This is a genomic window from Paenibacillus cineris (assembly GCF_018333335.1).
GTDB lineage: Bacteria > Bacillota > Bacilli > Paenibacillales > Paenibacillaceae > Paenibacillus_AQ > Paenibacillus_AQ favisporus.
In genome coordinates this window covers 107,924-134,128 of the sequence record NZ_BORU01000001.1, presented here as the reverse complement: position 1 = coordinate 134,128, position 26,205 = coordinate 107,924, and the positions used below count along the sequence as shown (strand labels likewise).

25 protein-coding genes are annotated in these 26,205 nt (G+C 58.0%); 2 read left to right on the top strand and 23 right to left on the bottom strand.

Features of this window, described 5'->3' with window-relative positions; translation table 11 throughout:
- Positions 1-214 precede the first annotated feature (214 nt).
- The 7 genes from groL to KI379_RS00755 form a co-directional block, all read right to left on the bottom strand.
- Positions 215-1,843, bottom strand: coding sequence for a chaperonin GroEL (gene groL / locus KI379_RS00785; RefSeq protein WP_076174923.1), 1,629 nt, complete (start codon positions 1,841-1,843; stop codon positions 215-217).
- 92 nt (positions 1,844-1,935) lie between these two features.
- On the bottom strand, positions 1,936-2,217 hold the full coding sequence (gene groES / locus KI379_RS00780) for a co-chaperone GroES (protein WP_076174926.1): 282 nt from the start codon (positions 2,215-2,217) through the stop codon (positions 1,936-1,938).
- Between the two features lie 371 nt (positions 2,218-2,588).
- Positions 2,589-3,362 carry a twin-arginine translocase subunit TatC gene (gene tatC, locus KI379_RS00775; RefSeq protein WP_089550500.1) on the bottom strand — a complete coding sequence of 258 codons (774 nt, stop codon included), beginning with the start codon at positions 3,360-3,362 and terminating at the stop codon, positions 2,589-2,591.
- Between the two features lie 96 nt (positions 3,363-3,458).
- Positions 3,459-3,713: a twin-arginine translocase TatA/TatE family subunit gene (gene tatA, locus KI379_RS00770; RefSeq protein WP_089550499.1), complete on the bottom strand. Its 255-nt coding sequence runs from the start codon at positions 3,711-3,713 to the stop codon at positions 3,459-3,461.
- Positions 3,714-3,932: 219 nt separating this feature from the next.
- A complete protein-coding gene (locus tag KI379_RS00765; protein ID WP_076174928.1) occupies positions 3,933-4,418 on the bottom strand; it encodes a MogA/MoaB family molybdenum cofactor biosynthesis protein in 486 nt (161 codons plus the stop codon).
- An 80-nt stretch (positions 4,419-4,498) separates the two neighbouring features.
- The gene (gene moaC / locus KI379_RS00760) at positions 4,499-4,972 is read right to left on the bottom strand and encodes a cyclic pyranopterin monophosphate synthase MoaC (RefSeq protein WP_076174931.1); all 474 of its coding nucleotides are present in this window, start codon (positions 4,970-4,972) and stop codon (positions 4,499-4,501) included.
- Positions 4,953-5,579 (bottom strand): 5-formyltetrahydrofolate cyclo-ligase, encoded by a 627-nt coding sequence (locus KI379_RS00755; protein ID WP_244879157.1) that lies wholly within the window; start codon positions 5,577-5,579, stop codon positions 4,953-4,955. The genes moaC and KI379_RS00755 overlap by 20 nt, the downstream gene beginning before the upstream one ends.
- A 192-nt stretch (positions 5,580-5,771) precedes the next feature.
- On the opposite strand from KI379_RS00755, the gene KI379_RS00750 reads away from it, so the two are divergent.
- Entirely contained in the window at positions 5,772-7,736 is a 1,965-nt protein-coding gene (locus tag KI379_RS00750) for an ABC-F family ATP-binding cassette domain-containing protein (RefSeq protein ID WP_212982423.1), read from the top strand.
- 631 nt (positions 7,737-8,367) lie between these two features.
- Here the strand turns inward: KI379_RS00750 and tsaD are convergent.
- From tsaD to KI379_RS00720, 6 genes are all read right to left on the bottom strand, one after another.
- On the bottom strand, positions 8,368-9,414 hold the full coding sequence (tsaD, locus tag KI379_RS00745; RefSeq protein ID WP_089549945.1) for a tRNA (adenosine(37)-N6)-threonylcarbamoyltransferase complex transferase subunit TsaD: 1,047 nt from the start codon (positions 9,412-9,414) through the stop codon (positions 8,368-8,370).
- Between the two features lie 16 nt (positions 9,415-9,430).
- Positions 9,431-9,931 (bottom strand): ribosomal protein S18-alanine N-acetyltransferase, encoded by a 501-nt coding sequence (gene rimI, locus KI379_RS00740; RefSeq protein WP_089549944.1) that lies wholly within the window; start codon positions 9,929-9,931, stop codon positions 9,431-9,433.
- 19 nt (positions 9,932-9,950) lie between these two features.
- On the bottom strand, positions 9,951-10,727 hold the full coding sequence (gene tsaB / locus KI379_RS00735; protein ID WP_212982421.1) for a tRNA (adenosine(37)-N6)-threonylcarbamoyltransferase complex dimerization subunit type 1 TsaB: 777 nt from the start codon (positions 10,725-10,727) through the stop codon (positions 9,951-9,953).
- Positions 10,724-11,218 carry a tRNA (adenosine(37)-N6)-threonylcarbamoyltransferase complex ATPase subunit type 1 TsaE gene (gene tsaE / locus KI379_RS00730; protein ID WP_076174948.1) on the bottom strand — a complete coding sequence of 165 codons (495 nt, stop codon included), beginning with the start codon at positions 11,216-11,218 and terminating at the stop codon, positions 10,724-10,726. Before tsaE ends, tsaB begins: the two co-directional genes overlap by 4 nt.
- A 114-nt stretch (positions 11,219-11,332) precedes the next feature.
- Complete coding sequence (locus KI379_RS00725) at positions 11,333-11,884, bottom strand: nucleotidyltransferase family protein (protein WP_212982419.1); 552 nt, start codon at positions 11,882-11,884, stop codon at positions 11,333-11,335.
- A 191-nt stretch (positions 11,885-12,075) separates the two neighbouring features.
- Positions 12,076-12,564: a DUF2269 family protein gene (locus KI379_RS00720; protein ID WP_244879338.1), complete on the bottom strand. Its 489-nt coding sequence runs from the start codon at positions 12,562-12,564 to the stop codon at positions 12,076-12,078.
- A 346-nt stretch (positions 12,565-12,910) separates the two neighbouring features.
- Between KI379_RS00720 and KI379_RS00715 the strand changes: the two genes are divergently transcribed.
- Positions 12,911-13,648 carry an alpha/beta fold hydrolase gene (locus tag KI379_RS00715; RefSeq protein ID WP_212982415.1) on the top strand — a complete coding sequence of 246 codons (738 nt, stop codon included), beginning with the start codon at positions 12,911-12,913 and terminating at the stop codon, positions 13,646-13,648.
- 69 nt (positions 13,649-13,717) lie between these two features.
- Here the strand turns inward: KI379_RS00715 and KI379_RS00710 are convergent, their stop codons facing one another.
- The 10 genes from KI379_RS00710 to KI379_RS00665 form a co-directional block, all read right to left on the bottom strand.
- A complete protein-coding gene (locus tag KI379_RS00710) occupies positions 13,718-14,113 on the bottom strand; it encodes a DUF1801 domain-containing protein (RefSeq protein WP_244867652.1) in 396 nt (131 codons plus the stop codon).
- Between the two features lie 182 nt (positions 14,114-14,295).
- Positions 14,296-15,378 (bottom strand): LLM class flavin-dependent oxidoreductase, encoded by a 1,083-nt coding sequence (locus tag KI379_RS00705; RefSeq protein WP_212982413.1) that lies wholly within the window; start codon positions 15,376-15,378, stop codon positions 14,296-14,298.
- Between the two features lie 29 nt (positions 15,379-15,407).
- On the bottom strand, positions 15,408-16,907 hold the full coding sequence (locus tag KI379_RS00700) for a DHA2 family efflux MFS transporter permease subunit (protein WP_244879156.1): 1,500 nt from the start codon (positions 16,905-16,907) through the stop codon (positions 15,408-15,410).
- 34 nt (positions 16,908-16,941) lie between these two features.
- Positions 16,942-19,134, bottom strand: coding sequence for an ABC transporter ATP-binding protein (locus KI379_RS00695; protein ID WP_212982411.1), 2,193 nt, complete (start codon positions 19,132-19,134; stop codon positions 16,942-16,944).
- A 15-nt stretch (positions 19,135-19,149) separates the two neighbouring features.
- On the bottom strand, positions 19,150-20,046 hold the full coding sequence (locus KI379_RS00690; protein ID WP_089549939.1) for an ABC transporter permease: 897 nt from the start codon (positions 20,044-20,046) through the stop codon (positions 19,150-19,152).
- 19 nt (positions 20,047-20,065) lie between these two features.
- On the bottom strand, positions 20,066-20,992 hold the full coding sequence (locus KI379_RS00685) for an ABC transporter permease (RefSeq protein ID WP_076174964.1): 927 nt from the start codon (positions 20,990-20,992) through the stop codon (positions 20,066-20,068).
- 19 nt (positions 20,993-21,011) lie between these two features.
- Positions 21,012-22,667, bottom strand: a complete 1,656-nt coding sequence (locus tag KI379_RS00680; RefSeq protein WP_212982409.1) for an ABC transporter substrate-binding protein — start codon at positions 22,665-22,667, stop codon at positions 21,012-21,014.
- Between the two features lie 83 nt (positions 22,668-22,750).
- On the bottom strand, positions 22,751-24,079 hold the full coding sequence (locus tag KI379_RS00675) for an LLM class flavin-dependent oxidoreductase (RefSeq protein ID WP_212982407.1): 1,329 nt from the start codon (positions 24,077-24,079) through the stop codon (positions 22,751-22,753).
- 316 nt (positions 24,080-24,395) lie between these two features.
- The gene (ssuE, locus tag KI379_RS00670) at positions 24,396-24,962 is read right to left on the bottom strand and encodes an NADPH-dependent FMN reductase (protein WP_076174972.1); all 567 of its coding nucleotides are present in this window, start codon (positions 24,960-24,962) and stop codon (positions 24,396-24,398) included.
- Between the two features lie 2 nt (positions 24,963-24,964).
- On the bottom strand, positions 24,965-26,203 hold the full coding sequence (locus tag KI379_RS00665; protein ID WP_212982405.1) for a M20 metallopeptidase family protein: 1,239 nt from the start codon (positions 26,201-26,203) through the stop codon (positions 24,965-24,967).
- Between the last annotated feature and the right edge of the window lie 2 nt (positions 26,204-26,205).

The window sequence follows — 26,205 nt, the reverse complement described above, 5'->3', positions numbered from 1 at the left end:
ACCATTTCGGTAACGTATACACACGTACAGAGAAGATGAAAAAGGATGCCAACGAGAAGATAAGGGTCCATTTCGGTGACATCCTAAATTTCCAGTTTGATCACGACAAAAACCCAACGCCGTGATTTTTTGATTTTTTCGTGATTTTATGAAAAAAGGCTCCCTCAGCGGGAGCCTTTCTCTTATTGCTATTGCAGGCTTTGGGAGCCTTATATTACATCATGCCGCCCATTCCGCCCATGCCGCCCATGTCTGGAGCAGCAGCCTTTTCAGGTTCAGGCTTGTCGGCGATTACGGCTTCTGTTGTCAGGAACATAGCCGCAACGGAAGCTGCATTTTGCAGCGCGGAACGCGTTACTTTGGCAGGGTCAACGATACCTGCTTCGAACATGTTCACCCACTCGTCTGTAGCCGCATTGTAGCCGATGCCCACTTTTTCTTTCTTCAAGCGGTCCACGATCACGGAACCTTCTTGACCAGCGTTGGCAGCAATCGTGCGGATTGGCTCTTCGAGAGCGCGCAGAACGATGTTCACGCCTGTTTTTTCGTCGCCAGTCACGTCAACAGCAGCTACCGCATGGTATACATTCACGAGAGCTGTACCGCCACCGGATACGATACCTTCTTCAACCGCAGCGCGGGTTGCGTTCAGGGCGTCTTCGATGCGCAGTTTGCGCTCTTTCAGTTCGGTTTCGGTTGCAGCACCGACTTTGATAACTGCTACGCCGCCAGCCAGTTTAGCCAGACGCTCTTGCAGTTTCTCTTTGTCGAACTCGGAAGTCGTTTCTTCCAGCTGCGAACGGATTTGGGAGATACGAGCGTTGATGTCGCTCTTCTCGCCGCTTCCGTCAACGATGGTTGTGTTTTCTTTCGTTACGCGCACTTGACGGGCGTTACCCAGTTGCTCGATGGATGTGCTCTTCAGATCCAGGCCGAGCTTCTCGGTGATCACTTGGCCGCCAGTCAGGGCAGCGATATCCTGCAGCATCGCTTCGCGACGGTCGCCGAAGCCAGGAGCTTTAACGGCTACCGCGTTGAACGTGCCGCGCAGTTTGTTCACGATCAGCATCGCTTGAGCTTCGCCTTCGATGTCTTCGGCGATAATCACAAGCGGTCTGGCTTGTTGAACGATTTTTTCAAGCAGCGGCAGGATTTCCTGCGTGTTGCTGATTTTCTTGTCAGTGATCAGGATATATGGATTTTCAAGCACAGCTTCCATTTTATCCGTATCGGTGATCATGTATGGGGAAATGTAGCCGCGGTCGAACTGCATACCTTCCACGACTTCAAGCTCTGTAGCGAATCCGCGGGATTCTTCAACGGTGATTACGCCGTCTTTGCCCACTTTTTCCATCGCTTCGGCGATCAGTTGGCCCACTTCTTCGTCAGCTGCGGAAATGGAAGCGACTTGAGCGATTTCTTGTTTCCCTTTAACTTCGTTTGCGATGTTCTTCAGCTCGGCAACTGCCGCTTTAACCGCTTTGTCGATCCCTTTGCGGACAACCATCGGGTTAGCGCCTGCAGTTACGTTCTTCAGACCTTCGCGGATCATGGCTTGAGCCAGAACCGTAGCGGTCGTCGTACCGTCACCGGCTACATCGTTGGTTTTGGTTGCTACTTCTTTAACGAGCTGAGCACCCATATTTTCAAAAGCGTCTTCCAGTTCGATTTCTTTAGCGATCGTCACACCGTCATTAGTAATGAGCGGGCTGCCGAATTTTTTCTCCAGAACGACGTTGCGGCCTTTAGGTCCGAGCGTCACTTTTACAGCGTTAGCCAAAGCGTCTACACCACGCAGCATGGAGCGGCGTGCGTCTTCACTGAAACGGATATCTTTTGCCATGTTGATAAAAACCTCCCATAAATGATATAGATGTTGCTCATATGTTCAGGCTCTTCGCCGAAAATTCAATCCTCGCCGGATCAAAAAGTCGCTTAGCCTACGATTGCATGTATGTCGCTTTCTTTCATAATCAAATATTCTTTACCTTCATATTTGATTTCTGTTCCGGCATATTTGGAGAACAACACACGGTCGCCTTCTTTGACTTCCAAAGGAACGCGTGCCCCGTCTTTAACGGCTCCGCTGCCAACAGCGATAATTTTGCCTTCTTGCGGCTTTTCCTTGGCGGAGTCCGGAAGGACAATCCCGAACGAAGTTGTTTCCTCTTGTTGGATTGGTTCTACCAAAACGCGGTCACCCAAAGGTTTGATCATGAAAAATAGCCTCCTTATTTAGTATGTTGTGCTGCGGTTAAAGTCTGGTTGACGATTCTTGTTAGCACTCGACAACGTTCAGTGCTAACAACCACTTTTATGATACTCAACTTGGGAACAGATTTCAAGTCCTCTTTGAAGCATTTTTCTAAGAACTTCACACTTTTCATAGCACGTCCGCCGAACCCGTCCCATCCTGCACCGGACAAGCCTGTCACAGGCCTCCGCAGCGAATAAGACACCCTCCATCATTGTATCCACCGGAATCCGAAATATGCCGTTTTCCGTGATTCCTGAAAAAGAAATGCCCGTTTTCGAAGAAAAGAAAAAAGCATCCTTTTTCCGTCCAGAAAAAGAATGCCTGTGTCCTGTTATTGCGGTTCGGCCGGGAACCGGTATCTCGCCTCCACCGCCGCATCCGCGGCCAGCTGCTTGCGGTACACGACGGAGGATAAAAACACGCTGAACTCATACAGCACGAGCAGCGGAATCGTCACGAGAAAATCCGAAATGAAATCCGGCGGCGTAATGACGATCGCGATAAATACGAGGGCGAAATAGGCGACCTTCCGCATTTTCCGCAGCCGCAGCGGGTTCAGGATCCGCAGCTTGGTCAGAAACATGACGATGATCGGCAGCTCGAACAGCAGCGCCACCGGTACGACCAGCGTAAACAAAAAGCTGAAGTATTGGGAGATGCCGTACGTCTCCTTCAGTCCCATCGACTCGGTCACCTGGGTCGTAAAGCCCAGCGCCATCGGGAATACAACGTAATAGCCGAAGGCAAGTCCGGCCAGAAACAGCAGAAATACGTAAGGCACATAGCGCAGCGCGGCCTTGCGTTCCACTTCGCGGAGCCCCGGGCTGACGAAGGCCCACAGCTGGTACGCCGTAAACGGAATCGTCGCCACAAGCGATACGATCATGGCGATCTTCATGTACATGCCGATCCCGTCCCAGAAGGAAAATGCGTGCAGCTCGAAATCCTTGGCCGAGTCGACGCTGATCAGGTACTGGTAGATGGGATTGGCGCAGACCAGGCCGACCACAAGCCCGAGCACGAGCACAACGAGGACGTAAATGATCCGTTTGCGCAGCTCGCCCAAATGCTCGACGATCGACATTTCTTCCTGTTTTTCCACGATGAGGTCACCTTCCTTCGCTTTAAGCCTTCCGGACAAAACAAAATCCCTCCCCGCAAGGAAGGGATGGATATGGACTGCCTGGACTTCTCCCTGAAGTCACTCCGGCAGGCGCTTATCTTGGGCAGCGCTGCTCTGCACAGGTGCAGGCTGCGTTTCGCTTGCGGCCAGCGGCTTAGGCTCGCTCTTGCGCGGCGCCTGATCGTCTTCGCCGATGATATCGCGGGCACCGTCCTTGAACTCGCGGAATGTGCGGCCGACGGCCCGTCCGAGTTCAGGGAGCTTGTTGGGTCCAAACAGCAGCAATGCCAAAATGACCAGCAAAATAATGCCTGGCACACCGATTCCACTCAGCATATGGTATTCTCCTCTCTGTACTTTACTCTTAACCAAAATCCGGATATGTAACACACCGTGTCCGAGTAAAGCAGATCATTGATGGATGTTTGCATGTCGATTGGGCTTGTTCACAGCTATGACATAAAATTGCCACATCGCCATCATACCATATCACGGATCATTACAATATCAAATAAGTGTGACAATTTTGAAAAAAGTCAGGTAAATGCTGGATTATTGGCGGTATTGCCCGGTCACCATCAGCAGCGCTTCCGGCAGCTGGTCCATAATGGCCGCCAAGTGCTCGTGCACGCCCTTGGGCGAGCCCGGCAGGTTGACGATCAGCGTCCGTCCGCGGATGCCGACAATGCCGCGGAACAGCATCGCCGCGCGGTTCTTCTGCATGACGGTTGCCCGCATCGCCTCCGCGATGCCCGGCACCTCCCGCTCGATGACCCGGCGGGTGGCCTCCGGCGTTACGTCCCGGATCGCCAGCTCCGTACCTCCGGTCGTGAGCACCAGGTCCGCCTGGAAATAATCGGTTAACTCAATGAGCGACGCGATAATATCATCCTGCTCGTCGGGAACGATGCGGTATTCCACGATCTCCCCGCCCAATTCCTCCTCCACCAGCTCCCGGATGACCTGTGCGCTCGTATCTTCACGTTCACCTCGGGCTCCCTTATCGCTTGCCGTCAGGATCGCTGTTCTCCACACCATAAGATCACCCCTCCTCCTTTAACCCTAAGTTCTTATCCTTGTGAACCGTCTGATCCGAGCAGGTCCTTCTTCGACTATACTCAAGCTTCGCGGCTGTAGTCGCCGCTCTTGCCCCCGGTCTTGGATTCCAGCCGGGTCGGACCGATGACCATATCCTTCTGCAGCGCCTTGCACATGTCGTAGACCGTCAGAGCGGCAGCCGATACGGCGGTCAGCGCCTCCATTTCGACACCGGTCTTGCCCGTAGTCTTCACAGTTCCTTCTATATAAAGTTCATCATTTCCGTTATCGCTGAAATGAATATCAATGCCTGTCAGCGGCAGTGGGTGGCACATCGGAATGATATCCGACGTTTTCTTCGCCGCCATGACGCCGGCAACGGAAGCGACGGCGAGTACGTCTCCTTTGCCGATCCGCCCTTCCTTGATGCGCGCCAGCGTTTCCGGCGCCATCGTGACCGTCGTGCGGGCCACCGCCGTACGCGAGGTGACGTCCTTCTCCGAGACGTCTACCATTTTGGCCCGGCCTTGTTCGTTAAAATGCGTCAGATCCATCGTCAGCCCCCTTGTTCATCGTGTATATCCCTTGGTCGGTTATGAGGACCTGAAGACGGGCGTCGTTCTCGTCCATGGGGACGCGGTCCACGACCTGCGGCGCAAAACCGATCCCGGCCCACAGAGGCATGGCACCGTCCCCGGCCGCAGCGCTCCATCGTTCGTAAAGCCTGTCGTAGTAACCCGCACCGTACCCGAGTCTTCCACCTTCGAGATCGAAAGCGAGACCGGGCACCAGCACCGCATCCGGCAGCATCCCGTCCTGCTCGGCCTGCACCCGCTCGGGGTCCGGCTCCAGGATGCCGTATGCGCCGGCCTGAAGCTCGTCCCACCGCCGCAGCCGGTGAATCGTCATGGAACGATCCCCTGGATGGCAGCGCGGGACATACACATCCACGCCCCGAAGCCAGGCCCGCTCGATCAGCGGCCGCGTGTCCAGCTCGCTGCGGAACGGAACGTACACCATCACGCTCCGGCATCCAGCCGCTTCCATCCACGCCGATGCATGACGGCAGGCCTGATCGGAAGCGCGTCTCCGCTCCTCTTCCGGCAGACCATCCCGCACCTGCCGCATGGCAAAGCGAAGACGCGCCTTCTCTTCTTTCATCCAAGCCGCCCCCTGTGGCATCCAACGACGCTTTCGATTTTCAGTCCTGCATCCGTAGATTTGCTCTTATCTTACCACTGTTGCTTCTCTTTCGCCAAGATTGTCCCGAAGTCCTGCACTGCAAGTCGCGCATTCTCAGTATTTCATGTAAACTGATTTTATTAAGATGATAGATGGAGGTTGCAACGTCACATGCTTCTTCAAGCGAGCGGAATCAAAAAATTATTCGGTATCACTCCCGTGCTGGAAGGCATCAACCTGCAGGTTCAGGAGAGGGAACGTATCGGCCTCGTCGGCGTCAACGGCGCGGGCAAGTCGACCCTTCTGCAAATTTTGGCAGGGGAAATGTCCTATGACGGCGGGCAAATTTATAAATCGAAGGAAACGACAATCGGGTATCTCGCCCAGAACAGCGGGCTGCAATCCGACCGTACCATTTGGGAAGAAATGCTGGATGTGTTCACCCCTTTAATTGAGACGGAAAAAGAGCTCCGGGTGATGGAGCAGCAGATTGCCGATCCGGCGGTCATGGATAATCCGAAGAAATACCAGGATCTGCTGGACCGTTATGCTTCCCGTTCGGACTGGTTCAAGGACCACGGAGGCTACGAAATGGAAACGCGGATCCGCAGCGTGCTGCACGGCATGGGCTTTGGCAGCTTTGCGCCGGAGACTCCGATCGCCACGCTCAGCGGCGGGCAGAAGACGCGGCTTGCGCTGGCGCGCATCCTGCTGCAGGCCCCGGACCTGCTCATGCTCGACGAGCCGACCAACCACCTGGACATTGCGACGCTGACCTGGCTCGAGGATTATTTGCGCGCGTATTCCGGATCGCTGCTGGTCGTATCCCATGACCGGTATTTTCTGGACCGCCTCGTGACGACCATCGTCGAGATCGAGCGGCATCAATCCAAGCGGTATACGGGCAATTACAGCCGGTATATGGAGCTCAAGGCGGCCGAGTACGAATCCCAGATGAAGATGTATGAGAAGCAGCAGGACGAGATCGCCAAGATGGAAGCTTTTATCCAGCGCAACATCGTCCGCGCATCGACCACCAAACGGGCCCAGAGCCGGCGCAAAGCCCTCGAGAAAATGGACCGGATGGACAAGCCGCTGGGCGATTTGAAGAAAGCCCACTTCTCCTTCGAGGTCGAGTACATGTCCGGCAAGGAAGTGCTGCAGGTGCGGGACTTGTCCGTGTCGTTCCAGCCGCCGAAGGCGCTGTTTAAGGACGTATCCTTCGACCTGCGGCGCGGGGAAACGGTCGCGCTCATCGGGCCAAACGGGATCGGCAAATCGACCCTGCTCAAGTGCCTGATCGGAACCAGCCAGCCGCAGACCGGAGCGATCCACTGGGGGACCAAGGTCAAAATCGGGTATTACGACCAGGAGCAGACCAACCTTAATCCTTCCAATACCGTGCTTGAGGAGCTTTGGAGCGCCTACCCGCACATGGAGGAAGCCCGGATTCGCACCGTACTCGGCAACTTCCTGTTCAGCGGCGAGGACGTGCTCAAGAAAATCGCTGCGCTCAGCGGCGGCGAGAAGGCTAGGGTATCGCTGGCCAAGCTGATGCTGCTGGAAGCCAATATGCTTATACTGGACGAGCCGACCAACCATTTGGATCTCTTCAGCAAGGAAGTGCTGGAATCGGCTCTGATCGATTACGAAGGCACCCTGCTGTTTATTTCGCACGACCGGTACTTCTTGAACAAAATGGCCGAACGCATTATTGAGCTTCATCCCGAAGGGACCGAGCATTACCTCGGCAACTATGACGACTATGTAGCGAAAAAGGAGGAGCTGGAGGAACTCAGCCAAGAAGCGCTTGAACAGGCAGGTGGAGCCGGAACGAAGAACAGCCCCTCCAAACCGGAGGCAGCAACCGATAACAGCGATAAATCCGGCGTATCTTCGTTTGAGGCCGACAAGCAGGCCAAGCGCGAAGAGCGGAACCGGCAGCGCAGGCTTGCCGCACTGGAGGAGCAGATCCAGAGCCTGGAGGAAGAAATTTCGGAACTTGACGCGGAAATGGCCAAGCCGGAGGTTTACCAGGACTACGTCGCCCTGCAGGAGCATCAGCAGCAGCAGGAGGAAAAGAAAAACCAGCTGGAAACGATTTATGCCGAATGGGAAACATTGGCCGCGGAGTAAGCCGATTTTCCGCAAATGGAGCCGGCGGAAGCTCCAATGTTCGAACTTTTGTCAAATTTACAAAAAAAGTTTTGACGTTAAGATTCCACTTATTCACAGCCTTATCCCCAAAAAAAGTGCATAACTTCCAACAAAGGATGGCCTTAAGGGCCATTTTTTGTTGAGCAAATGCGCCTCTTTGTAAAATATCCATCTTTATCCACCAAATTATCCACATTATCCACAGTTCCCACAGGGAACCTGTGAAAAACCTATCCCCTATTTTCACCCCCCTATAAACCAGCGATTTCATTAAGAAACAGGTGGTTGTGCACAATTTCGGTGGAATATGTGGATAACCTTGTCCACATCTTGACAAGGACCAGGTCCTAAGATATAGCTCCAAAGTAGGTCCTATCCAAGCCGATTTTCCGTTTCTTCCGACAGAATGACAAGAAACTTCGACGGCATAACGGCTTTTTCGTCCCCTATCGTTGGACAACAACCGTCATAACCGTCAAAGATGCAAAACAGCCTGCCGTCTCATCAACGAGACAACAGGCTGTTCATAATTCACAAGGTTTATGTTACTGATTTCCCTCCGGCTCAGGCCGGAACTCATGATCGGGAAAACGTACGGCCGGCTCGGCTTTCAAGCGCGGACGGACCATTCCTCCAGCGAAAATTGCGGCATCGCCCGCAGGTCCAAACCGGCGAACTGCTGCTCCTTCCATTTCAAATAAGCAGCGGCACCGATCATGGCCGCATTATCAGTGCAGTATTTGAACGGCGGGATAATCAGCTCGATGCCTTCCTGCTCGCACTGGCGGGACAGCTCCGCCCGCAGGCCCTTGTTTGCCGCCACGCCCCCGCACAGCAGCAGCTGCTTCGCATGATAAGACTTCACCGCGCGGATCGACTTGGTGACGAGCACTTCCACGACGGATTCCTGGAAGCCGCGCGCAATCGCACCCTCCGCGGCCGGCTCCCCGCGCATTTTGCGCTGGTTCACCACGTTCAGCACCGCCGATTTTAAGCCGCTGAAGCTGAAATCGTAGCTGTCCGGCTCAAGCCAGACCCGCGGAAGCGGAATGGCTTCTTCGGACTCCAGCGCCAGACGGTCCACGTGTGGGCCGCCCGGATACGGGAAGCCGAGCGCCCGCGCCACTTTGTCGTACGCCTCGCCGACCGCGTCATCCCTCGTGCGCCCGATGACTTCGAAGTGGCCCTCTTTTTCCAGGTAGACCAGCTCCGTATGCCCGCCGGAAGTTACCAGCGCCATACACGGATACTTCAGGTCGGCCACCAGGTTGTTGGCGTAAATATGGCCGGCAATATGATGCGTGCCGATGAGCGGCTTCGAGAGCGCAAACGCCAGACTGGTCGCCGCGACGACACCCACAAGCAAAGCCCCGACGAGGCCGGGGCCCTGGGTGACGGCAATGGCCGACAAGTCCTGCGGGGTGATGCCCGCGGCCTGCACTGCTTCCTGAAGCATCAGCGTAATATTCTCGACATGCTTGCGGGAAGCGACCTCCGGCACGACGCCGCCGAACGCCTTGTGGGTTTCGATCTGGCTGGCGATCAGGTTGCTGAGCACCTCTTTGCCGTCTTTGACCACCGCGGCGGACGTTTCGTCACAGCTCGTTTCCACCGCCAGAATATAGCATGGTTGTGATTGTATGTTGGCTTGATTCATTTGTGTACTTTCCTTCCTAGCCGCGGGCGTTCTGACTGCGGTCCGGAAACAGCTCGGCCCACATGATCATCGCGTCCTCCTGGTTGTCCGAATAATACCCTTTTCGGAGTCCGGCCGGCTCGAATCCCATTTTCATATATAAATTTTGCGCCACCCGGTTAGAGACCCGGACTTCGAGTGTCATCCGTTTCATGCCAAGCTGCGAAGCTGTCTTCATCAGTTCAAGCAGCAGGCGCTCTCCCCATTTGCGGCCGCGGTATGGGGACAAAACGGCAATATTCGTCACATGCGCTTCGTCAATGACCGTCCACATCCCCGCATATCCGACAGGTTCCCCGTTCCATTCCATCATCATATAACGCGCAAAATGATTATGCGTCAGCTCGTTCCGGAACGCTTCCTCCGTCCAGGGCAGAGTGAATGCGTCATGCTCGATCACCATCACGGCGGGTATATCCTCTAATGTCATCGGACGGAAAGTTAATCCTTCCGCGTCCTGTTTGATCTCCTGCTCCATGATTGTCAAAAGACTCCCTTCACGGCTTGCGCAGGAGCTTTTCAGCTTCGGCAAGCTGCGTATAGTTTGGCACCAGGGCGTGCAGCTCATCCCGCTCTCCCCGGAGGAGGCGGTCCGCACCAAGCTTTCCTACCGGCTCCCCTTTCATATCGCAGGAAGTCAGATGAAGCCGGTCTCCCAGCATGGAATGCAGCCGCAGCGCCGACTCCTGGTGATTGCCGATCTCGCCGACAAAATGGACGGCAGCCGGCCATTCTTCCTCCGGCATGGACAAGAGGAGCTGCTCCAGCTCCTCCACCCACGGCTGCATCAGCCGGATGGCATCGTCCTTCTTCCGCTGCGGGATGCCCGCCTGCCCGGCCGCAAACAAGGCCGTATACGCCTGGCCTCTTCTGGCGTCCACGAGCGGAATGACCCAGCTCGTTCCGCCTGGGGCTTGTGAGTCCGGGCCGGCCATCAGTCCGCTCCAGGCCAGCGCATGCAGGCTGGAAATGCCGGCGACCGGCACGTTCCAGGCCCAGGCCAGCGTCTTGGCGGCCGTGACGGCAATCCGGGTTCCGGTATAAGAACCCGGGCCAACGCCCACAGCGACGCCGTCGACTTGGGATGCTTCCACGCCGGCTTCCCGGAGGCCTTTCTGGATCAAAGGCAGCAGATGGACCGAATGATTCCGCTCGCCTGAAGCCTCGATCGTATGGAGCACGCAGTCGTCCTCCATGACCGCCAGCGCCAGGCAGGCCGTCGAGGTGTCCAGCGCCAAAAACCGCCGCAGCGGCTGTGAATTCTCGTTATTCATGTTGATACGACTCCATTTCTGTTCAAACTGCCGACCCATTCTTCATAAGGCTGCCCATACCCTCGGACCGTAATGCTTCGCTCCGTGAGGCCGACAGTCTCGATGTAGATATGCAAATGCCGGTCCGGCAGCAGTTCTTCGATGATTTGCGACCATTCGACCAGGCTGACGCCGTTTCCGAAGAAGTACTCGTCCAGTCCCAGATCCTCGGCCTCCTCCAGAGACACCCGGTAGACATCCATATGGTAAAAGGGCAGCCGCCCTTCGTATTCCTTAATAATGGTGAATGTGGGGCTGTTTACAACGTCCTGCACCCCAAAATGCCTGGCAAACGCCTGCGAAAAGGCGGTCTTTCCCGCCCCAAGATCGCCGTCCAGGCCGATCACGGTCCCCGGCTCCGCTACGCCTGCCAGCCACGCGGCCAGCGCCTCCGTATCCTCGGGGCTGCGGGAGGAATAGATGAACGGTTTCCCGTTATGATTGCTTTCCACGATGGGATTCCACCTTCTCCTTCCAAATCCTTGAATGCAACTTGCCCTTAATTATATCGGTCAACCCTGACACCCGCAAGGACTGGGGGCCGTGTGTTCCGGTCAGCCTTATCCCTAATCCTCGAGGATGGTCAGCTGCGGCCACTGCCGCTTCCAGTTTTTCGACCGTACCCGGCTGATATAGTAGGCTTTATCTTCAAACCGGGGACTTCTGCGTACGACGAGGCCGAACAGATCGTCCAGCCCGTAAGGGGCCAAGATCTCCAGCCTGTTCCCGGTATTCAGGCTTGCGCCTACTGCGGTCGCCGTCTCCGGCCACCAGCTGACCGCGTCCTCCGAGGAAACGTAAGGCGGATTGCCGTTGCGGATATGCATGCGCGCCTGATTTTTAACAGACCATTTATCATTCCCGGTTTGTTCGATCAGCCTCTGCTCCAGCAGCCATTCGCGTTCCTCCGACAGATCTCCCGGATCATAGAAAATAACGTCAATATCGGTATGGGCTGCCTGGTTCGTAAATCCGTGCAGCCGGTCCCACACCGTCCCCCTGACGTACCCGGCCGCGATGTAGCACTGCGGAAGCCCCAACTCCCGTACCCGTTCCAGATCTTTCATTAAAAGATCATTTTCCAGGATATACTGCCGAAAACGTTCTTCGTAGGACATACGCATCCTCCAATCCCTTTGGCGGCTCATCCGCCGTGTTCCTTCATTATATCACGGAATCACAGAAGTACCGTTGGGGGAGGAAAGCGACCAGCGGACTCCCGCGGCTTCCTGCCAATGAGCAAAGCCCCTGTGCCGGAAGGGACAGGGGTTATATTTCGTGCGTAAGGCGTGAATGATCGTATCGAACACTATTTTCGTTTCTTTTTCCACGGCTTGATGACCGAAATGACGAATATGACCAGCGTCAGAACGATCTGAATGAAGACGAACGCATTTCTGAGACCATGGTTACGGAGAAATCCAGGGTCTTCAAGCGCCTCCGGCCCCATCGTCTCCAGCAAATAGAGATTGGCAAGCATCAGCTTATCCACGACGAAAATGCCGATGAACGTCTGCAGCAGAAACAAAATCCATTTCACGGCCAGCCAGCGGTGCCTGAAGAAGCCCCATGGCGTAAAAAAGCCGTACACGAAGGCGACCGCCAGTGTCCCCACGGCCCCCGTCCGGATCACACCGTCGCTGATGAGCACGATGACTTTATAAGATTTCAGCGTATCTTCATAGCTGTTTAACCCCAGCGCAAAGTTGACGGCCACCGAGCTCAGAATGCCACCGAAAAACAAGGACACCAATACGATATGCACGATCTTCAGCCATTTCATGGCGGGTGCGCTCATTTTCTTCACATTTGTCCTCCTCCCTTTCCCCAAGCCCGCAACTTTCGGGGTCAGGCCATAAGTCCTATCCTACCGGCCGGAGATTGCAAACCTGTGACAACGATGTACGCAATCCGTGAAATTTGGCGGCAAGCCCCAGCAGCCGCGGAACATGGCGAATCAGGGAAGCCGCAGAATCGACAATCATTTTAGGAAAACGGCCATTCGACAAATCTCCACTGACCGGAGTTGTCAGTGAAGTGGGGGTATGATGGGGTTGAAGGGCAAACAGCCCGCAAATTTGCCAATGCGCTGACAGCATCGTCTGCCGGCTTTACATTAAAAAATGAACATGGAGGAGATTCAAATGGAAAAAGCTCTCAAGGATCGCAAACCAATCGGATATGTATTCATTCCCGGGGCGGGACTGGACGCCCAAATATGGGACAGGGTGGCAGGGGAGCTGCCGGCGCCTTGCCTGACGGTGGACTATCCGGGCAGAGGAACGAATAACGGAGGAACAAGCAAACTGTCCTTAAAGGATTATTGTGCACATGTAAAGGAGCAGATCCGCAGCTGGGATGTGGAAAAATTCATTCTGGTCACTCATTCTCTCGGCGGTGTACTCGGTCTGAGCATCGCCGACGAAATGGCGGACCGGGTCGCCGGTTTTGCCGCCATCGGAGCGGTGATCCCGGCAAGCGGGGGATCGTTCACGTCCGCCTTCCCTTCAGGGCAGCGGCTCCTGCTGCCCCTGATGATGCGTTTGTTCGGGACCAAGCCTCCGGAACAAGCCATCCGCCGCGGGCTCTGCAGCGGTCTCACTGAGGAGCAGGCCGACGAAATCGTCCGCCGGTTTACCCCCGAATCGATCCGGGTCTACACGGACCGGGTAGAGGCTGCTTCCCGGCTTCAGGTCCCTTCGCTGTACATCAAGCTTGGTCAGGATCAGGAGCTAAAGCCAGGTCTGCAGGACAAGATGGCCGGAAATTTGGGCGCCCGCGTCGAACGACTTGAGTCCGGCCATATGCCCATGCTGAGCCACCCGGATGAGCTGCGTCAGCTACTCCAAAAGTTTGGTACCTCGGTGTCCGCGGCAGGGTAACGGGCAGCCTGCCGGGTACCCCTGTAAGAATTATTGAAAGAGGAGTGCCCTCTTTCTTTTTTTTACTTGTTACCCGGAGACCTCCAGCCATTTGCGGATGACGGCCTGCAGCATATCCCGCTTGGACTCGACATCATTCATACCGGTAAATCGGATCGTTGCCCGGTCAGGCGCAGACCATTCCAGCAGCTCCTGCGCATGTTCGAAAAACGGCCTAAGGTCGACAGGATCTTTTGACTTCGCCCCGCGATGCAGCACCAGCCTAAAAAATCCTTTTCCATGCAGATTAAAGGTCACCCTGTCGTCATTTTGGTAGAGAAAGCTCGGGGCGTTCCACTTGATATGCTCGGAGAGCCCTTCATCCGTGTTCAATATGATTTTCCGAACTTCCTCCATTTCAGGCTTAAGCGGATGATCCAGCTGTTTCAGAAAATTCTCCACATGCTCGCTGGACGGCTTTGGCACGGTTATCACTCCTGACTTCCGATGATTTTTGGTGCACTACATTCGCTGCGACATACCGTATGTCCTGCCTCCGTCCGATCTTTGTGATGACCAACTGAATATCAAAATAAAAAAAGTGCGTAACTACCTCACGCACTTTTTCTATCTCTTTTCCCGGGTCTATGGACTGCCGATCAACCCGCTTAAGATTCGGATAAAACCGCTGTCTCTTCCCCGGCCAGTACCGGTCCGCTCTCCCATACCCGACTCGGAATTTCGCGCCTGAGTACCGGCAGCACTTCCTCCGCGAACCGCTGCAGCTGCTCTTGCTGCTCCGACTCGGTCAGCCCATCCACGCCGATGCTCAGCACCGTATGGCCAAACGCTTCATGGTAATTCAATATTTTCTCGATGACCTTTTCAGGGCTGCCGATCAGTGCCGGGCCGTTCTCGATCTGATCCTCCAGGCTGTGAAAAGGCGATTGGTTATGCTTTGCCGATTCCGTTGCGCTGAAGGCCGTATAATACGGCCGGTACCGCCGGATCGCTTCCTCGGTCGTATTTCCCAAGTACAGGCTCCCGGAGCCCGCGCCGACGACCGCTTTGGCGGGATCATGGCCGTAATAGGCAAGACGTTCGCGGTAATGATCGATCAGCGCTTTATACTTGGCCTGCGGATGGAAGGCGTTGGAGGAAAAAATCGGCTCCCCGAACTTGGCCGCCAGCTCGGTCGAGCGTGTACTTGAGGCGCTGCCATGCCAAATCGGAATGGAGGCCTGATATGGACGGGGGAACGTCGTCACTTCCCGCAGCGGCGGCCGGTACTTTCCTTCCCAGGTGACGTTTTCTTCCGTCCACAATTGTTTCAGCAGCCTGTACCGCTCTTCCATCGAATCCCACTGCTCTTCCTCCATAATGCCGAACAGCGGATAATGCCGGGGGTCGTTTCCTTTGCCGATGATCATCTCCAGCCGGCCGCCGGCCAAATGGTCCAGTGTGGCATAATCCTCAGCCACCCGCACCGGATCCAGCACGCTCAGCACGGTCACCGTCGTCAGCAGGCGGATGCGGGACGTGCGGGACGCGATGGCGGTCAGCACTACAGGCGGCGCCGAGGACAGGAAGGGAGCTCCGTGCCGTTCTCCCACACCGTAAGCGTCGAAGCCGAGCTTCTCGGCGAGGACCGCCTGCGAGATGACGTTGTGGAACTTTTGCTGCGCGGTCAAGGACTCCCCTGTTACTGCATTGGGAAGATTCATCATAAGGCTAAATACAGCCACTTTCATATGGAATCTGGCCTCCTATCCATTCAAAATCAGTTGAGTTCGGTCGGCTGCTCCAGACGTGGTCCGGCACCTGCCGCTTCCTTCCGTTTGCGCAGAAGGAGCGCCAGCGGAATGGCCAGCGCCACCAGCGCGCTCGCGAACAAAAACGCATCGTCGATGCTCTGCGTATACGCCTCGCGGCGTATCCACTCCGTGCCCTGCGCCGCATAGTTAGCGTGCAGACGGGACTCGTGCACGCTCATCCGCGCATAAAACACCGACGTAAACATGCCGAGCGCTCCCGCGCTGAATAGCTGCCGCAGCCAGTTGATCAGGGCCGAGGCATGGCCTGATTCGGACTGCGGAACCGCCGCCATCGCCGCGCTGGTCGCCGGCGTCAGTGACAGCCCCGTACCGACGTTGCGGATTGCCAGCCAGATCATGACGGAGACGAGCGTCGTTTCCGTGCCGAGCCGGCTGAAACGAAAAGTCGTCACCAGCAGGATCAGGCTGCCCAGGGCAATCAGCGCTGCCGGTCCAAAGGTGCGGTATCCTTTCCCTGACAGGAACGTGGCCAAGGTCAGACACGCGGCCGCGGGAAGAAAGAGCAGCCCGACTTGAAAAGACGACAGCCCTTGAACTTCTTCCAGGAACAGCGGGACAAAGTATACGCCGGAGTAGAGGGCAAAGGACAAGATCAGCGATACACCGAGGCTCGCGGCGAACGTGAAATTGCCGAACAGCCTGAGGTTCAGCAGCGGCTCCTTCGCGCGCAGCTCGAGCCGGATGAAAAGAGCGGAGCATGCGCCGCCGATCAGGAGGCAGCCCCACGTCCAGGCCGACGTCATGCCCCAGGCGTGCAGATTGCCGAACAGCAGCAGAATGGCAAGGCTGCCCACAGTGGCCAGCAGGAGTCCGGCGGAATCCAGACGCTTTTGCGGACCCCGAACGTCCTTCGGGAGCAGGATACGGCCCGCCAACCAGGCCAGAATGCCGGCCGGCAGCGTCACGAGAAAAATCAGGTGCCAGTCGTGCTGCTGAAGCCACCCGCTAACCGAGGGGCCCACCGCCGTGCCAAGCACCGTCGAAAACGACCAGACGCTGACCGCTAGTGGCTGTCTTCCTCGCGGCAGCGTCTGATAAATCATGGCCAGGGACACGGGCTGAATCAGTCCGCACCATAAGCCCTGCAAGATGCGGAAGAAAATCAGCGCATGAATATTCCAAGACAGGGAACACATCACGGAACTGACGGTGATTCCGGCCAACGACAGCAGAAACATCCGTCTGCCGCCGAAACGGCTGGAGAGATAGCCGCTGACGGGAGCAATCATGCCGAAGGCCAGCGTAAAGCCCGTAATGATCCACTGCACGGTCCCGAGGCCGGTGTGAAAGATGCCGATAAAGCCGGGCAGCGAAACGTTTAAGGAAACCATGGGGTACATGCCCACAAAGGAACCGCAGAACAGGGTGAGCAGAACCGGCCAAAACGGCAGACTGCCCTGCCCCTCTTCGGCCTTTGCCGCGGCAGCATTCATCGTGACTGACAATTCATAACCTCCCGTTCAGGTGGCGGCCATCCCGTCACAGCGCATAATGGCAGGCCGCGTGGTGACCGCTGTCCAGTTGGCGCAGCGCCGGCTCCTCCTGCCGGCAGCGGTCTGTCGCAAACGGACACCGGGTATGAAACCGGCAGCCCGAGGGCGGATTGGCCGGTGAGGGAATTTCCCCTTCCAGGCTTCCGGCCGGCTGGCCTTGGCGGGGCGTGGTCTGCGGTATGGCCTCGATCAGAGCCTGGGTATACGGGTGGGCCGGGGCGAGAAACAGCGACTCGCTCGGTGCGATCTCCACGAGCTTCCCGAGGTACATCACGCCGATCCGGTCCGACAGATGCCGGACGACCTGCAGGCCATGGGCGATGAACAGGTAGGTCAGCCCCAGCTTTTGCTGCAGGTCCTGCAGCAAATTGATGATCTGGGCCTGAACCGATACGTCCAGCGCAGATACGGCTTCGTCGGCGAGAATGAATCGCGGGTTCAGGGCGATCGCGCGGGCGATGCCGATCCGCTGCCGCTGCCCGCCGGAGAACTCGTGCGGATACCGCTGCGCCCACGATGGGTCGAGCCCCACCAGCTCCAGCAGCTCGCTGACGCGGCGGCTGATGTCAGCGGGGGAGCGCTGCCCCTGACCGTGCACCTTAAGCGGCTCGGCGATGCTGTCGCCGATCTTCCAGCGCGGATCCAGCGATCCGTACGGGTCCTGGAAGATCGTCTGCATATGCTGGCGGGCGGCGCGCAGTTCACGCCCTCCGAGATTTGTCAGGTCCTTGCCAGCAAAGAGTACCGTCCCCGCCGTGGCACGCTCCATCTGGAGCAGCACCCTGCCCAGCGTCGACTTACCGCTGCCGGACTCGCCGACCAGGCCGAAGGTTTCGCGCTTGCGGATCGTAAAGCTGACGTCGTCCACGGCGCGGATCAGCTTCTTCGCTTTGCCGATGCCTCCGCCATGCACCGGGTAATACTTTTTCAGGTGATCCACGGTAAACAAAGCGTCCGCCGCTTCTTCCGCTGCCCCGGCTGAGCCGGCTTCGCCGCGTCCTTCAATGTTCTCTTCTAGGCCGCCTTCCCGTGTAACGCGTAAAGCAGCCGTCACGCTGGAAGCCGCCGGGTCGCCAGAACCTGCAGCTGCATCCGAAACAGCCATCGCATTGGATGCTGCCACCGCACCGAAACCTTCAGCTGTACCGGAAACCTCAGCTGCACCGGAGCCCGCCGGCTCGGCGGGGGCCATCCAGCCCTCCGACTGAACCAGCTCCTCCGCATGCCAGCAGGCGCTCCGGCGCTCGCCGGATCCGGTTAGGACCGGCGCTTCCTGCATGCAGCGCTCCGTGGCAAAGGGGCAGCGCGGATGAAAGCGGCAGCCCTGCGGAAGTGCGGCCAGGCTCGGGATCGAACCTTCGATGGAGTGCAGCTTCGTGCCGCGGACCGTGTCCAGCGTCGCGACGGAACGGAGCAGGCCCCGCGTATACGGGTGGCGCGGAAGGCGGAACAGCTCGGAAGCCGGCGCCTCCTCGACGATTTCGCCGGCATACATGACGACCACCCGGTCGGCAATTTCGGCGGCGATCCCGAGATCATGGGTGATCAGCAGGATCGACATGCCGAGCTCGGCCTGCAGCTCTTTCAGCAGGCGCAAAATTTGCGCCTGGATCGTGACGTCCAGCGCGGTGGTCGGCTCATCCGCGATGAGCAGGTCCGGCCCGCAGGACAGCGCCATGGCGATCATGGCCCGCTGCAGCATTCCGCCGGACAGCTCGCCCGGATACTGCTTCAGCCGCAGCTCCGGCTCCGGAATGCCGACCCGCTTCAGCAGCCGGACGGCGCGCTCCCTGGCCTCCCGCTTGGAAACTTTCTCATGCTGCAAGATGGTCTCCTGAATTTGCTGCCCGATCGTAAAGACCGGGTCGAAGGCCGCCATCGGCTCCTGGAACACCATCGCCATCCGTTTGCCGCGGATCCGGCGCAGTTCGGCCTCCGGCAGGCCTGCCAGGTCCGTCCCGTCCAGAAGAAGGCTTCCTCCGCTGATACGCCCGTTCTCATGGTCGATCAGACGCATGATCGCTTTGGAGGCCACCGTCTTGCCGCTGCCCGACTCCCCGACGAGGCAGACGGTTTCCCCGGCTTCGATCGACAGCGTCACGTCCCGGATCGCCTGCAGCGTTCCTTTTCGGGTCGTAAAATCGACGGACAGCTCCCGGATATCAAGCAATGTGCTCATTGATGCTTCCCTCCTTTAGCGCTGGGTGACTTTCTTCGGATCGAAATGGTCCCGGAGCCGGTCGCCGATAATGTTGACGGACAACACGAATGCGGTGATGGCCAATCCCGGGAAGGTGCAGATCCACCAGGCCGCGGTCAAATAGCCTCTGCCTTGGGAGAGCAGCGTCCCCCAGTCCGGAACCTCGCGCAGAACCCCGAGGCCCAGAAAGCTCAGGCCCGATCCCGTCAGAATGGACGTTCCGATACCGATAGCCGCCATGACCAGCAGCGGAGACAGGCTGTTCGGCAGCACATGCTTCCAGAACACGCGCAGCGGCGAAGCGCCGATGGATACCGACGCTTTGACGAACGTCCGGCTCTTGATGCTCAGCACCTGCGCCCGCATCACCCGGGCATAACCCGGCACGGAGGAAACGGCTACCGCCAGCACGATGTTAAACAGGCTCGGGCCGAGCGCGCCGGCGATGGCCAGCGCCAGCAGGATGCCCGGGATCGTCATCAGCACGTCGTTGAGACGCATGATCGCCGTGTCGATCCAGCCGCCCGCATAACCGGACAGCGCCCCGATCGTTCCCCCAAGCAGGCCGCCGACGAGGACGGAAGCAAAGCCGATAAAGAGCGAGTCCCGGCTCCCGTACACGACCACGCTGAAAATATCCCGGCCGAAATAGTCGGTGCCAAACAGATGCGCCCCGCTTGGCGCCTGCATGATGCTGTCCGTCCGCATCTCCGTCGGGGCGTAGGGCGCAATCCACTGCGGCACAATGGCACAGGCCGCCACAAACAGAATGATTAATCCGGCCGCCACCAGGAACAGGTCGCTTGCCGTAAACTTACGGATTTTCGGTGCGGCCGCGGCCGCGAGCTTCCGCTCGCGCCAGACCGTCTTGGCGGATACCGCCTCCCTCATAACTGCTCCCTCCCAAGGTTTAAGTTGAACGTCTCACGCGCGGATCGATCAGCGTATAGGACAGATCCACCAGCAGGTTAACCAGCGTATAGATGATGGCTGAGAACAAAATGACGCCCTGGACCACCGGGAGATCCTTGGCCATGATCGCATCCGAAATGATCCGGCCGATGCCCTGGCGGGAAAACACCGTCTCGACGACAACCGTGCCGGCCAGCATGTCACCGATCAGCATACCCGTCATCGTGACGGCCGGTATCAGCGCATTGCGCAGCGCGTGACGGTACATGACCGCCCGCTCCGCCAAGCCCTTGGAACGAAGCGTCACGATGAACTGTTCGCTGATGACCTCCAGCATGCTGTTGCGGACCATCCGGATAATAAAGCCGCTCCCGACCGTGCCGAGCGCCAGTGCGGGCAGAACCAGCGTCCGCCACCCGTCCGATCCCATCGCCGGAAACCAGCCCAGCGTAATGGAGAAAATCAGGATGAGCAGGATGCCCGACCAGAAGGTTGGCATGGAGATGCCGAACAGCCCGATGACGCGGGCGATGATGTCAATCGCCCCGTTCCGGTGAATGGCAGACAATACGCCCAGAAGCAGACCCACGGTTACGGACACCAGCACGCTGGCTCCGGTCAGGGCCAGGGTGGCGGGGAAGCTCTCGGCGATTTTGGGCAGCACCGGATCGGAATTCAGCAGGGATTTGCCGAAATCCCCCTGCAGGATGCTCCCGAAATAATGGAGCAGCTGGATGTGAAACGGCTGGTCCACACCCAGCTGATGCCTTAAGTTCGCAATGACCTCCGGCGTCGCCATCGAGGGGTCAACCATGTTGTCGGTCGGATCCCCGGGAAGAACGTAGAGGATCGTGAACACCAAAACGAGCGAGCCGATAATGACGAGGAGCGACGTTAAAAGGCGCCGGGTTACCATCCACAGCATGCCGCCTCAAGCCTCCTTTCTATTTTTGCAAAGATACGTCGTTGAACAGCGGATACCCGAGGGAATCAAAGGTAAGTCCCTGTACCGATTTGGAAGCGGCCACCGTATACGGGAAGACGTAAATCGGCAGAATGACCGCATTGTCGATGATATAATGCTGAATTTTTTGGTACAGCTCCTCGCGCTTGGCATCGTCCTTCTCGACCCGTCCCTCTTCCAGCCACTTGTCGACTTCCGGACTGGCGAGTCTCGGCAGTGTCGGCCGGCTCTTTGGATCATAGGAATGGTAGAAGGAGTACAGCGCGTTCGGATCGGAGTTGACCTGGCTGTTGCCGTACAAATCATAGTTTCCGTTGGTGTAGACCACAGTGCGGACATCCTTCGTGATCTCGACCTCGACGTCCACGCCGATCTGCTTCAGCTGCTGCTGCACCATGACCGCGATGTCGTTGCGTTTCTCCCGGTTTGGCGTGCCGTCGACGTAGTGCAGAGTCAGTTTCTTCCCGTCCTTGGTCCGGACGCCGTCCGCTCCCTTGACCCATCCCAGCTCGTCAAGCAGCTGATTGGCTTTGGTGATATCCGGTTTGACCGAGTTTTCCAGCGACGGGTCATAACCGAAGGTGCCCGGGGTCAGCGGAGACCAAGCCCGCTCGTACGTGCCCAGGTACAGCGTTTTGACGATGGCGTCCACGTCCACGGCCAGCTGCACCGCCTGCCTTGCCTTCAGCTCGTTCCACGGCGCGCGCTCCTGGTTGAAGAACAACGTGTACGGCAGGCCGAGCGTATTTGCCTGCAGCAGCTGGAAATTCGGATCCTTTTTCAAGGTCAGGATGTTCTGAGGCGGCACCGTCTCGGCGGCCAGCACCTGCTTGCTCTGCACGCTGCCGATCCGGGTGGCCTCTTCGGGTACGATTTTAAAATCGATACCGTCCAGGTAAGGCGCCCCCGTATTGGTCACGATCTCCGGCGCCCAAGCGTAGTCGGGATTGCGCTCGACCTTGATGTCGGCATTCTCATCCCACTTGACGAATTTGAACGGCCCCGTGCCGACCGGATGCTGCCCCAGCTGATCCCCGTATTGCTTGGCTGCAGTCGGCGACACAATGCCAAGCAGCGCCTGGCTCAGGTTGCCCAGAAAAGCCCGTGAGGGCGTCGACAAATTCAGCTTGATCGTGTACTCGTCGATGACCTCGGAGGACTTGTAGGGCTGAAGCAGGGCGGCCGCATTCGCCGCCTTGGTGGCGGGGTCCAGAATTCGGTCGAAGTTGAACTTGACCGCCTCGGCGTTAAACGGCGTTCCGTCCTGGAACTTGACGTCCTTCCGCAGCTTAAACGTGTAGCTAAGCCCATCGTCTGAAATGGTCCATTCCGTCGCCAGCCACGGCTTGATCGTATTGTCCGGCAGCTGAACGACCAGACTGTCGTAGATGGTGCGGATGACGCGGACCGCGACGGCCAGGCCGCTGCGGTGCGGGTCCAGCGTATCCGGCGACGTCGCCAGAGCGTAGGTGAGCTCCCCGCCCTTGGCGGATGCTCCCTGTACGGCCGGTGCCGCCCCGCTATCCGTCTGCCCTTGGGAGGCCGTCTGCTTGCCTCCGCAAGCGGACAGCAGCATAACCAGGACCAGCAGAGCGGCTGCTGCCGATTTACGCCTGTTTTTCGAATAAAATTTCATCTCTCTCAGACTCCCTTCAGATCCAAATATCGTTTGCATGCAGGGTGCAGGAACTCCGCAGATTGGCAGAGACCCTGTCCCGTTTAGGACAGCGCTTTTTGCTTCGTGTAGCGGTTCTCCGGCACCGGCAGACCCAGATTTCCCCGCAGCGTATCGCCCTCGTATTCCGTGCGGAACAACCCCCGCTCGCGCAGAATCGGCACCACCAGCTCGACAAAATCGTCCAATCCGCCCGGCACGCCCGATCCGATAATGAAGCCGTCGGCAGCCTCTTCCTCAAACCACTGCTGCACCACATCCGCCACCTTCTCCGGCGTTCCGATAAACACCGTCCGCGGTGTCGCTTCCTGCAGCGCTATTTCACGCAGCGTCAAGTTCTCCTCTTTGGCGCGTCTCTTGATACGGTCGGTCGTGCTGCGGAAGCTGTTCGAGCCAAAGTCACCCAGGTCGGGAAACGGCTCATCCAGCGGGTATTGGGAAAAGTCGTGGTGCTCGAAGTAGCGTCCAAGGTATTCCAAAGCCTTCTCAATCGTCACCAGCCCGGCGATTTCCTGGTATTTGCGCTCGGCTTCTTCCTCTGTGCGGCCCACGATCGGCCCGATGCCCGGAAAGATCAGAATTTCCTCCGGAGCGCGGCCGAGTGCGGCTGCCCGCTGCTTCACGTCCCGGTAAAAGGCCTTGGCTTCCTCGATCGTCTCCGGGCCGGTGAACACGGCGTCCGCCGTTTTCGCCGCCAGGCTGCGGCCGCTGTCCGAGGAGCCCGCCTGGAACACGACCGGCTGCCCCTGCCGGGAGCGCGCAATGTTCAGCGGCCCCTGCACAGAGAAGAACTCCCCTTCATGGTTCAGCCGGTGCAATTTGTCCGGATCGAAGAACACCCCGCTCTCCTTATCCCGCACAAAGGCATCATCTTCCCAAGAGTCCCACAGCCCTTTGACCACCTCAAGATACTCTTCCGCGATCCGGTACCGCTCGGAATGGGCCGGATGCGGCCGGCCGCCGAAATTCAGCGCGGTCCCCTCCAGTGGTGAAGTCACCACGTTCCATCCTGCGCGCCCGCCGCTGATGTGGTCGATGGAGGCGAACTGCCTGGCGACCGTAAACGGTTCACTGTAAGAGGTCGACAGTGTGCCGACAAGCCCGATCCGGGAAGTGGCTGCGCCGAGTGCGGATAAGATCGTAATCGGCTCAAACCGGTTCAAAAAGTGCGGGATCGACTTTTCGTTGATATACAGGCCGTCGGCAATGAAAACAAAATCGAACTTGCCCTCTTCCGCCTTCTGTGCCTGCTGTGTATAGAACGAAATGTTTACGCTCGCATCCGAAGGAATTTGCGGATGTCTCCAGGCGGTGTGGCTGCTGCCCACGCCGTGTATGGTGGCCCCCAGTCGAAGCTGTCTGTTTTTGCCCATAGTTCACTCACTCCATCTTTTTTTAATTTGGGTTGATGCTTGAAATGACTCCAAAGATGACCCTCGACGGTTTCAATATTATTTTTCCAATGAGTATAGTCGGGATTATTGCTGATACTGTACCATCTATGCCTTTCGGGCGACAATACCGTATTAAAATCTTCTATTCAGGCTTTTCCATTCTCTATAAGGCTTTAACTGCGGGCTTTTCCGGGTATGTGAAAAACCCCGATCCGTGCTTGGCGGACCGCGGTTCTCAGGGTTGTTTCGGGCAGCTCTGTATTATATGTGGAGTACAGGGGGTATGAAATAGAGGTCAGACTGCCTGCTCTTCAGCCGGCGTTAATACGGCGTAACGGGTAAGCTCGCTGCGAAGCTCGGTTAAAGCGGATTCCAGGCGATCTCTCAGTTCTTCCTTGATCTCGAAACCGCCGTTCTCCAGACGCGTGATCCATCCGTCTACGGCGAATACACCGCCAAGAATATGCGTGCCTCCCAGTGCGGCTACCACCGGCTTCAGGGCATAATCCACGGCCAGAAGATGGGCGATCGTGCCCCCGATAAACAGCGGCAGCACCAGTTTGCCCTGCAGGCCTTTCTGCGGAATGACGTCCAGAATCGTCTTCAGCGCCCCCGAGTAGGAAGCTTTATATACCGGGCTCGCGATAATGACTGCGTCCGCTTCTTCCACGGCCGCAATCACCTGCCGGATCACCGGACTGTTGAAATCTGCGCGGAGCAAATCCTCTGCCGGCAAATCCGCCGCCGAGATGAAATCGATCCCGTATCCGGCCAGCGCCAGCCGGTCCTCGAAAAACTGGGTCAAAGCGAACAGGCGGGACCCATGCGTCGGGCTCCCCACAATAAATGCTATTTTCGTCATCATCATTCCTCCTCATGGGATGGGGTTGAGACTGCCAACTTCACAAATATCCGGACCCCGTGCACCAGGACATCCTCGTCGAGGTCAAACCGGGGCTGGTGGATCGCATGCACGATTCCCGCTTCCTTGTTCCCGCAGCCGATAAAGGCAAAAGCGCCGGGAACGCGGTCCAGGTACCAGCCGAAATCTTCGCCGGCCAGGCTGGGCGGATCGAGGTAGCTCACCTGCTCCTCGCCGAGCACCTGCCGCGCCGCAGCCATGATCCGCCGGACGGCAGCCTCGTCATTCACGACGGCGATGCCCTCGCGCAGCTCCATGGCGTAACTTCCGCCGGACGCTTCCGCGATGGTGGCGGCCAGACGCCGAAGCCCTTCCGTGATCGCCGCAACGGTTTCCTTCCGGAAGGCCCGGAAGGTCCCTCGCAGCTCGCTGTCGGCTGCAATGACGTTCACGGCCGACCCGGCATGCAGCGTGCCGAAGGCGAGAACGGCCGCTTCCGCGGGATTGATCCGGTTCGCCATCAGGCCGTTCACCTCGGTAACGAACCGCGCCGCCATCTGCAGCGCGTCCACCGCCTGGTGCGGAGCGCTGTGATGGCCGGACGCGCCCTGAAACCGGACGGTAAAATGGCTGGATGCCGCCATCGCTTCGCGCGGATGCACGCCCAGTGTGCCGACGGGCAGCTCCGGCATGACATGCAGCGCGAAGCATTGGTCGACGCCGTCCAGCACACCGTCCTCGATCATGTCGCGGCCGCCCGACAGCAGCCGCCCGTCCAGCGGGCTTCGCAGCGCGCCTTCCTCCGCCGGCTGAAACACGAACCGGATCGTGCCCCGGATCCGGTGCCGGTGCGCCGCCAGCGTCCATGCCGCGCCGAGCAGCATCGCCGTGTGGGCGTCATGGCCGCAGGCATGCATGACGCCTTCATGGATCGAGCGGTACTCGGCGTCATTCTCCTCTTGGATCGGAAGGGCGTCCATGTCGGCGCGAAGCAGCAGGGTCGGGCCGCTGCCGCCGGTACCGTGCAGCGTTCCGACGACCCCCATGCCAAAGTGCTTGCCGACGCCGCGCCTGACCTCGATCCCCCAGGATTCCAGCAGGCCGGCCACGATGCCCGAGGTGCGGGCCACATCGTACAGCAGCTCAGGATGGCGGTGCAGGTCCCGGCGAATCCGGACGAGCTCCTCGCGGAGCCCTCCGGCAAATTCCATCAGTTCATCCGCCTGTGTCAGCCCGATCATCG